The sequence below is a fragment of the Amycolatopsis sp. NPDC047767 genome (genome assembly GCF_040704195.1).
In the GTDB taxonomy this organism is placed as follows: domain Bacteria; phylum Actinomycetota; class Actinomycetes; order Mycobacteriales; family Pseudonocardiaceae; genus Amycolatopsis.
The window spans coordinates 18,498-27,352 of record NZ_JBEYSJ010000063.1 but is presented as its reverse complement, the minus strand read 5'-3'; the positions used below and the strand labels follow the sequence as shown (position 1 = coordinate 27,352).

The window sequence follows — 8,855 nt, the reverse complement described above, 5'->3', positions numbered from 1 at the left end:
CGACCTCGCGGGTGTCGCCTTGGGCGACCGTGTTGGTGGCGATCAGGCCGAGGGTGCCGTTCCTCTGTAGGAGTGAGGTCGCACGAAGAAAGAAGCAAGGAAGATCAGCGGTGCGCCACAGTGGGTGTCGTGAACGTCAACAAGGTCCGCCGGTGCGCCCTCTATGCCCGACTCAGCATCACGAAAGAAGAGTCTGTCTCGATCATCCGCCAGCTTGATTCCTGCCGGAGGTACGCCGAGGCTCGCGGGTGGGAGGTCGTCGGCGAGTTCATCGACGACGGCGTCTCTGCGACCGCCAACCGGCCAGAAGACCGCAAGGGCTGGACAGCGCTGCTTGCCGCAGGCGGCTTCGACGCCGTGGTGATCTGGAAGGTGGACCGGCTTGCGCGGCGAGTGCTGGACTTCCTCCATGCCGCCGAGATGCTGCAGCAGTGCAGCGCGGGGCTCGTGGCGGTTGAGGATCCGATCGATATGACCAGCCCGCAGGGCCGTGCCTTCGCGGTGATGCTTGCCGTGTTTGGTGAGATGGAGGCGGAGGCCATCAGGGCACGCGTTCGCTCGGCGCGGGCCCATCTCATTAAGGATGGCCGCTGGGCTGGCGGAGGCATCCCGTACGGCTATCTCTCAGCGGCGAACCCGGACGGACCAGGGCGAGTTCTTGTCAAGGATCCGGAGCGTCTCCAGTGGCTCACGAAGGCCGTCATGATGGCACTGAACGGTGCCACTGTTTACGGGATCACGAAGTGGCTGACCGACGAAGGCGCGCCGCTCCCCGGCGGTCGGAGTAGCAAGCGCACGCCGGGAAACGTCGAATGGAACTATCACACGGTTAACCGACTGCTGCGGAACCCCATCCTGGCCGGGATGATGCCGCGCAACCCGGGTCGCGGCAGGAACGCCAAGGATGTCGACCCGTTCGCGGTCGTCCGCGACGAGCGCGGCCTTCCTGTGATCAATAAGTCACTTGCAGTGATCACGCTCGACGAGTTCACGGCGTTGCAGGACATTCTCAACTCACGAGAGAGTCCGCAGGTCCGCAAGCGACGCAGCAGGGAGACAACCAGCCCATTTCTGTCGCGTGTCGCGTCCTGCGACACCTGCGACGTGTACATGTGTCGCGGGACGAACCAGAAGCGCCCAGTCCTCTACTGCCCGAAGTGCAAACAGACGCTGAGCCGGGCAACGCTCGACCCGTACCTGGTGAAGCGCCTCCTCGCGGAGCGGGGAGGCGAGCCGCTCGCTGGGGTGACCGTACAGGACAGTTGGGACACGGTCGGCGCCGACGACCTGGCGCGGCGAGAAATCCTCCTTACGCAGCTGGAGAGCCTGCGCATTCGCCGCGGCGTCGTCGGGCGGTATTTCGATGAAGAGCGGGTGCTGCTTCGATGGCTTCCCGCCGGCAGCGGTGGTCATTCCGATCCCGCCGGGCCCTCCAAGGCGCGTTGAAGCGGGCGTCGCCGGACGTGTTGCAGCGCAAACCACACGCCATTCGGGCACACTGGTGAACTGTGACGGAAGGAACCACCGAGATCACCGGGCCACAGGCGTTGTACCAGCTAAATCACGAGCTGGATGGGTCGTCTACGTCCGTGCGCGAGAATCTGGTCGACATCTTGACGCGGGAACTGCTCGGACCAATCCACGGTCCCGAGGAGGTGCTGCCGTTCAGTCCTCGGTCGCAGTACCTCGTGGGCCACATCGCTCCGGTCAAGCTCTCCGGCGCTGCGCTGAGGTACGACGACTCTGAGGGGACCGCAGAACGCGGTTACCTGGTCGAGGCGCGGATGGATGAGGACGCTGTCCGCGAGCAGCGTGGTGTGCCGGCGTTCGCCGCCGACGAGACCGAGGCCGACGCGGAGGACGACGACCCCGAGGACCGCACGCCGAAGCAGGGATTGATGATTCCGGCGTCGATGGGCTTGCGGTTCCAGGTCCCGCCCGGCCTTGAGGCTTTCACTGTCACGGCGTCGTGGGGCACCTATTCGACGATCGAGACCGACAAGGTGACCAAGGCCGGCCGCAAGGTCAGGCACTACCAGCGCACGTCGATCGAGGAGCCGCGGACGATTGCGTTGGCCGACCTCACGGTGGGGCGCACGACGACGATTCCACTGCGGGAGTCGATCTGCCTGCGAGTGGACCGGTACGACGACCTCCAGTACGGCCGCGTGCTGGTTGAGATCGCGCTGTGCAACGACCGAGAAACCCCGATGCCGATCCCGGTTAGCATGTGGATGTTCCAGACCAAGCTGCGGGTCGATGCGGGCGGCGTCGACGTGTTCCTGCCGGTGCGGGACGTGTTGGAGCAGGACTGGCCGGAGCACGACGAGGAAGTCCAGCGGCTGAACCTCCAGTACCGCAATCGCCTGGAGTTCGCGGTCGGCCGCACCTGCTCGGTCGAGTGGGTCGCGCGGAACGGCGCACGGCGTGCGACCGAGGTCTCGACGACGTGGCTGCCGGTTGCCGAGACGCCGCAGACCCGCGCGCTGTCTGCCGCCGATGCGCAGACGGAAGGGGCTGCGGAGGACGTGAAGCTGCTGGGCCAGGCCGTGATGTCGATGGACGCATTGTCGCGCGTAACATCTGACGAGGTCCGTTCCAGCCTTCAGCCGCTGATCGACGGCTACGGCGTCTGGCTCGACAATCAGACCCAGATTGCCGCGACCTTGCCACCACACCTGCAGGAGACGGCGGAGTTGGTGCTGTGGGAGGCCAAGCAGGCGCACCAGCGGCTGGTCGACGGTCTGGAGCACCTCGGCGGAGACGAAGAAGCGCTGCGCTGCTTCCAGTTCATGAACCGGGTGATGCGCGACCAACGAGTGGCCTCACAAGTGGCAGCCGCACGTTCCTCTGATTTGTCGATGACGATCGACCAGGCACAAGCCAAGGTGCGCGAGAAGGGTGCGGATTCGGCGTCGTGGCGGCCGTTCCAGCTCGCGTTCATCCTGATGCAGCTCGGCGCGCTGACCGACCCGACGGCGCCGTGGCGCAGTGCTGACCATCAGGCGCGGGTCGAGTTGCTGTTCTTCCCGACCGGTGGTGGAAAGACCGAGGCATACCTGGGCCTTGCGGCGTATACGTTCGCGGTCCGTCGACGTCAGGGCGTTGTGCAGTCGGCCGACGGGCCGCTCGACGGGCGCGACGGCGTCGCGGTGCTGATGCGGTACACACTGCGCCTCCTGACCGCCCAGCAGTTCCAGCGCGCTACCGCCCTGGTTTGCGCCGCCGAGCTGGCCCGACTCGATCAGGAGGAAGTCTGGGGCGTCGAGCCGTTCCGGATTGGGCTGTGGGTCGGCACGGATGTCAGCCCGAAGCGGTTCGAAGAGGCGGACGAGCAGCTCACCAAGGCCAACGAGTACGGGTCTCACCGTCTGACCGTGCTCCAGATCCAGCGGTGCCCCTGGTGCGGCACGCCGATCACCGCCGCGCAGGTGAAGACCGACTCCACAGTGCGGCGTGTGTTCGTGTACTGCGGCGACGAGCTGGCCCGCTGTCCGTTCGCCAAGGGCGGCACCGTGACCGAGGGCCTCCCGGTGCTCACCGTCGACGAGGAGATCTACCGGCTCACACCAGGGTTCGTGATCGCCACCGTCGACAAGTTCGCACGACTTGCCCGCGAGGGCGAAGCCGCGGCCCTCTTTGGATACGTGAGCCGCCGCTGCGGCAGGCACGGGTACGTGCACCCGGACTACACGAACTGCGGCATCACCACGACCCACCCGGCCACAAGGGACGGGCACCCCGCGGCGACAGTGCGCCCGGTCGACCGGCTCCGCCCACCGGACCTGATCATCCAGGACGAGCTGCACCTGATCACCGGGGCGCTGGGCACCTCGGTGGGACTGTTCGAGGTCACGGTCGAGACCCTGTCGTCGTGGGAGACTCCGGAAAATGCGCCCGTGCGACCGCTGATCGTGGCATCGACCGCAACGGTGCGCAACGCACAGGAGCAGGTGCGCGGGCTGTACGGGCGGCAGGTGGAGATCTTCCCGCCGCAAGTGCTCGACGTGGCTGACACCTTCTTCTCCCAGGAAGTGCCAATCGACCGGAAGAACCCCGGCCGCCAGTACGTCGGAGTGAGCGCTCAGGGCGTACGCCTGTCGAGTGCGGAGATCCGGGTGGCGGAGGTCTTGCTGTCGGCCGGCCAGCTCCTGTTCGACCGTGCCGGGACGGCTGCCGACCCGTACATGTCCCTGGTCGGCTATTTCAACGCGACCCGCGAGCTCGCCGGCATGGCCCGATATGTGGCCGATGACGTGCAGAACCGAGTGAAGCGACCGCGCAAGGACTCCGGGTTCCCGTCTCGGCTTGGCGCGTCCTTCGGCCTGCTCAACGTCGGCGAGCTGACATCTCGTATCGCATCGGCGGAGATCGGTCGCACGCTGGACCGGCTCGGGCTGGAGTTCGACAGCGACTACGACACCACCGAGGCCTTCCGTGCGCGACTGGCCGCGAGGGACGCGGGGAAGAAGACACCTACGCGCACAGACGCACCGTTCGACGTCGTGCTTGCGACCTCGATGCTCCAGGTCGGGGTCGACGTGCAGCGCCTCGGGCTGATGCTGGTGGTGGGACAACCGAAGAACACCGCCGAGTACATCCAAGCGTCCTCCCGCGTCGGCCGAGATCCCTCCGGGCGGCCGGGCCTCGTCGTGGCGCTCGGCAACTGGGCGCGGCCCCGCGACCTGGCCCACTTCGAGCAGTTCCGCCACTACCACGACACGTTCTACGCCCAGGTCGAGGCGCTGTCCGTCACGCCATACTCGCCGACATCCCTGGCGCGCGGGATCGACGGGGTGCTGGTGAGTGCGGTGCGTGTCGTCCAGGCGCCGCTGGGCGACGGTCTGTCGCCTGAGCGGAGCGCTTGGCTGATCAAGGACCAGCGCGACGCGGTCGAGGCGCTGGTCGGACGGCTCAAGGCGCGGATCGCCGCGGCCGCGCAGAGCAACGATGCCGCGAAACAGGCCAATGACTTGCTGGTCAATCGCATCGACAGGTGGAACGAACGCGCCAAACGCGCCGGCGAGATGAGTAAGACGCTTGTCTACGAACGCACTGGTGAAGGCGACAAGTACTTGCCGCTGATCATCAGTCCCGAGAACGCCAAGGCGTCGGTCGGCGGGTCGGTGCAGGCGCCGTTCGTGATCGCGAACTCGATGCGTGAGGTGCAGCCCGAGATCAACCTGCTTGTCAGCCCACTGCCCGAGAGGCTCTTCTCACGGGCACCCGACGGTGTCACCGAATGGACGCTGCCCACAGGAGACGACGACTGATGAGCGAGATCCTCACCCCCGAACCCGCGAGCGCATCGGAAATGCTGCACGACGACGAGCAGGTGCTCGACCCGCTCGCCGATGTTGAGGAAGGCGCGGCCAAGAACCGCGCCAAGGTCGGCACCGCACGCCCCTCGTCGCTGCTGTACACCTACGGTCCCGGCGCGATCATGGACCTGCCGGGCTTCTCGGTGATGCCTGCCGGCCTCGACGACTGGGAACCGATCTGGAAGCGTCGCGAGCACATCCCGACGATCCTCGAACCCCGCCTCCTGAACGTCGTCCGGCTTCACCTCGGCCCCCAGGTCGACACTCTGCGGCGCTACCCGTGGCAGCCGAAAAAGGGTGCGATGTCGAAGGAAGGCTCCGACCTTGGTGTTCCGGCGCGGGTGTTCCCGCAGTGGTTGCGGTGCACCGGGTGCGACTTCCTCGGCCCGCTTCCACGGTTCAGCTACACCAACACACATCCGTTCCGGCCCGATCTGGCACAGTTCAGCCACAAGAGTTGCCCCGGTCGCGGTGGGCAAAAGACCGGGTCGACCAGTCGCAAACGTGAGAGCCCAGCGGTTCCCGCCCAGCACCTGCTGACCTGCACCAACGGGCACCTCGACGAGTTCCCGTACAAGCTGTGGGTTCATCGCGGCGGCACCTGCCCGAAAGCCGAGAACCCTGATCTGAAGATGCGCGACGCCAACGTCGGCAAGAGCGTCGGCTCCACGATCACCTGCGCCTCCTGCGGAGCCACCCGTGGCATGGCCGAAGCGCAGGGCGCGATCGGACGGGAGAAGATCCCGCAGAAATGCCGCGGGCGCCACCCGCACCTGAACGCGTTCGACGCCGCATGCGACGCACAACCGGCCCTGATCATGATGGGTGCGTCAAACCTGTGGTTCTCCTCCACGCAGCGCATCATCGTCATGCCCCGCACCGACGCCGAGGAGAAGGAAGCGCTCGCCGACAAGCTGCGCGCGGAGCTGGGCGTCGACCAAGTTCAGAAGTTCGGTGAACAGATCCCAGTAATCCGGGCGCTCGCGACAGCACGCGACATCGACTTGACCGGTGTCACCGACGACGACATTGCCGAAGCCGTCGCCGACGTACTTGCTCCCGCCGACTCCGAGGAGGTCCGCCACGAGAAGCTCGCGAAGTGGGACCCGGTCGAGCTGCTGGTGCCCGAGTGGCGGTACCTGCAGAAGCCGTCACTGTTCCCGCAACAGCAGAACTCCAGCGGCCTCATGGTCACCGAAATGCAGCGCGGCACCCGGCTTCACTCACGGATCAGCCGGGTCGTCGCGGTCAACCAGATGAAGCGTGTCAACGCCGTGCTCGGCTTCACCCGGCTCGACGAGATGGACCGCGTCAACGACTTGGTCAGCCGGCTCGTCAAGCTCACCCGCAACGGCAAGCCGGCCTGGGTACCCGCAACCGAGGACCGCGGTGAGGGAATCTTTCTTCAGCTCGACCTCGACGCGGTCCACGCGTGGGAGCAGGAGATCCGCGACTCCCCATTGTGGGAAGCGCACACGCTGGCGCACCACAATAACTTCGAACGAAGGTTTTCCGAAACCGCTAAGGTGGTCGACCCTGGCACGCGGCTGCCCTCGCCCCGGTACTGGCTGCTGCACACGTTCGCGCACATTCTGATCCGTGAGATGGCGATGTCCTGCGGCTACGGGGCGGCCAGCCTCACCGAGCGCATCTACGGGTGGACTGAAACACCGGAACGCGAGGCCGCGGCCGGGCTGCTCATCTGCACTGCCGCATCCGACAGCGAAGGCACGCTCGGCGGACTTGTTGCGCTCTCCGAACCCACCCGATTGCAGGGCCTGGTTGTCTCGGCGCTCCGCCGCACCGCCCGGTGCTCGTCCGACCCCGTCTGCGCGATGCGTACCCCGCGCGATCCCGAAGACTTCCTTCACGGTGCCGCGTGCCATTGCTGCACATTCGCATCGGAGACCTCATGCGAGAAAGCCAACCGGTTCCTCGACCGACGCTTCGTGCTGAACCTCCCCACCGCCGCAGGCGACACTGTGCCCGGGTTCTTCGGGAGCGTGGATGCCCTCTGACCCGTACGGCGCGCTCGGCGAGTACCTCACAGCCAGCGAGGCCGTGGGGCTCGCCGTGCAGCTATCAACCGGTCAACACGTGATCAAAGCACTGGGCACAATCAACGCATCCCGTCGCGAACGCGTCCGCGAACTGCTTGCCGCAGGTCGCCTCGGCCACACCGAGGTCGACCGGTCCATCGCGGTGCTCCACGCGATCGCCGGCGCCAAGGCCGTTCACCGTGACCTCACTCCAGTGTGGACCATGCCAGGGCACGAAGCCAAAGTCGGCCACCTCACGGGCGAATTTCATCGCCTCGTTCAAGCCGCCCGGCAGTCGATCACCTGCGCGACCTACAACTTCGAGCCCACCTCGCAGATGTGGACTGTGCTGAAGCAAGCTTCACAGCAGCCCGGAGTCGTCGTGACGGTTTACATCGATGGCGATAAGGCCGACTCCGCCAAGGTCAAGGCCCAGCTCCCGCGCGCCACCATCTACGAGTCCGCCGTGCTACCGAACGGCAAGCAGATCGTGAGCCACGCCAAGTTCGTCATCATCGACCACGAGGTACTGCTGCTCACTAGCGCCAACTTCTCCTTCAGTGCCGAGAACCGCAACGTCGAGTTCGGTCTCCTCGTTCGAGACTCCGCCCTTGCCGAGTCCGTCGAGGTCACGATGACCAGCAAACACGGAAGCCTTTATGATCTTGCGTGAGCGGGCTGCCGTCACGAGTTGGCGCGCCAATCTGGCAGCAGGCGTGTCCCTGAAGCAGGGGCCAACACTGGCCTGCACGTCATCAATGGAGCTGCAGGCGTGTGGTTAGCGTGCAAGATCGTCTCGGACACTCAATTACCCCATAGGGGTGCGGGGTAGCTTCGGGTCCAACGCGCGAGAGTCAGCAGGTCAGCCGGGCATCCGGAGCGTTGTGGTTAGCGTGCAAGATCGTCTCGGACACTCAATTACCCCATAGAGCCAAATCGCGACTGGGTCAGAGTAGTAGCGGCCAATCGCCGGTGGTCTCGTCCGCCGCGGCATCCGTGTGTGGTGGGGCCGATACTCAATTACCCCATGGGGCGCCGCTTGGCTTCGGGTCCAACGAGTAAGAAACTGCAGCTCAGCGGCGGATCCGGAGCGTTGTGGTTAGCGTGCAAGATCGTCCTCGGACACTGGGGGTTCAAGTCCCTAGGGATTTGAACCTGCCGTGAGAAGCCTGATCGGCCCCGCAACCTTGACGCACTCGGGTCACTCGCGTTGCGCCACGGGAGGTCTGAGCACGCCGTCAGTCGTCCTTTGCCGACTTTTGCGTTGTTCCGGCAACCGTACGCACGGGAGTGGGCCAGGAGCGCTGCACGCGCAAGCTGACGTGGAGCGAGTCCGCGCGGCGCGGCTGCGCCGCCACTGGTGTGGGAACAGACTGGCAGCTCCGCGGCTAAGGCTCGGGAGTGTCCGGCAGTTGGCGAAGTGATATTGGCCGGATAGGCGTTGCGGTGGATCGTCGAAGCGGTCGAGTGTGCCGCAGCTGCGACGCCGACCGTG

4 protein-coding genes are annotated in these 8,855 nt (G+C 65.9%); all 4 read left to right on the top strand.

Annotated features, from left to right (window positions below; all coding sequences use genetic code 11):
• The first annotated feature begins 129 nt into the window (after positions 1–129).
• The 4 genes from AB0878_RS48345 to drmC all read left to right on the top strand — a co-directional run bounded on the left by AB0878_RS48345 (position 130) and on the right by drmC (position 8,033).
• The gene (locus tag AB0878_RS48345; protein ID WP_366590201.1) at positions 130–1,446 is read left to right on the top strand and encodes a recombinase family protein; all 1,317 of its coding nucleotides are present in this window, start codon (positions 130–132) and stop codon (positions 1,444–1,446) included.
• Positions 1,447–1,508: 62 nt separating this feature from the next.
• Positions 1,509–5,273, top strand: coding sequence for a DISARM system helicase DrmA (gene drmA, locus AB0878_RS48340; protein WP_366590198.1), 3,765 nt, complete (start codon positions 1,509–1,511; stop codon positions 5,271–5,273).
• A complete protein-coding gene (locus AB0878_RS48335) occupies positions 5,273–7,339 on the top strand; it encodes a DUF1998 domain-containing protein (RefSeq protein ID WP_366590196.1) in 2,067 nt (688 codons plus the stop codon). The genes drmA and AB0878_RS48335 overlap by 1 nt, the downstream gene beginning before the upstream one ends.
• Positions 7,329–8,033 (top strand): DISARM system phospholipase D-like protein DrmC, encoded by a 705-nt coding sequence (gene drmC, locus AB0878_RS48330; RefSeq protein ID WP_366590193.1) that lies wholly within the window; start codon positions 7,329–7,331, stop codon positions 8,031–8,033. Before AB0878_RS48335 ends, drmC begins: the two co-directional genes overlap by 11 nt.
• The last annotated feature ends 822 nt before the right edge of the window (positions 8,034–8,855 follow it).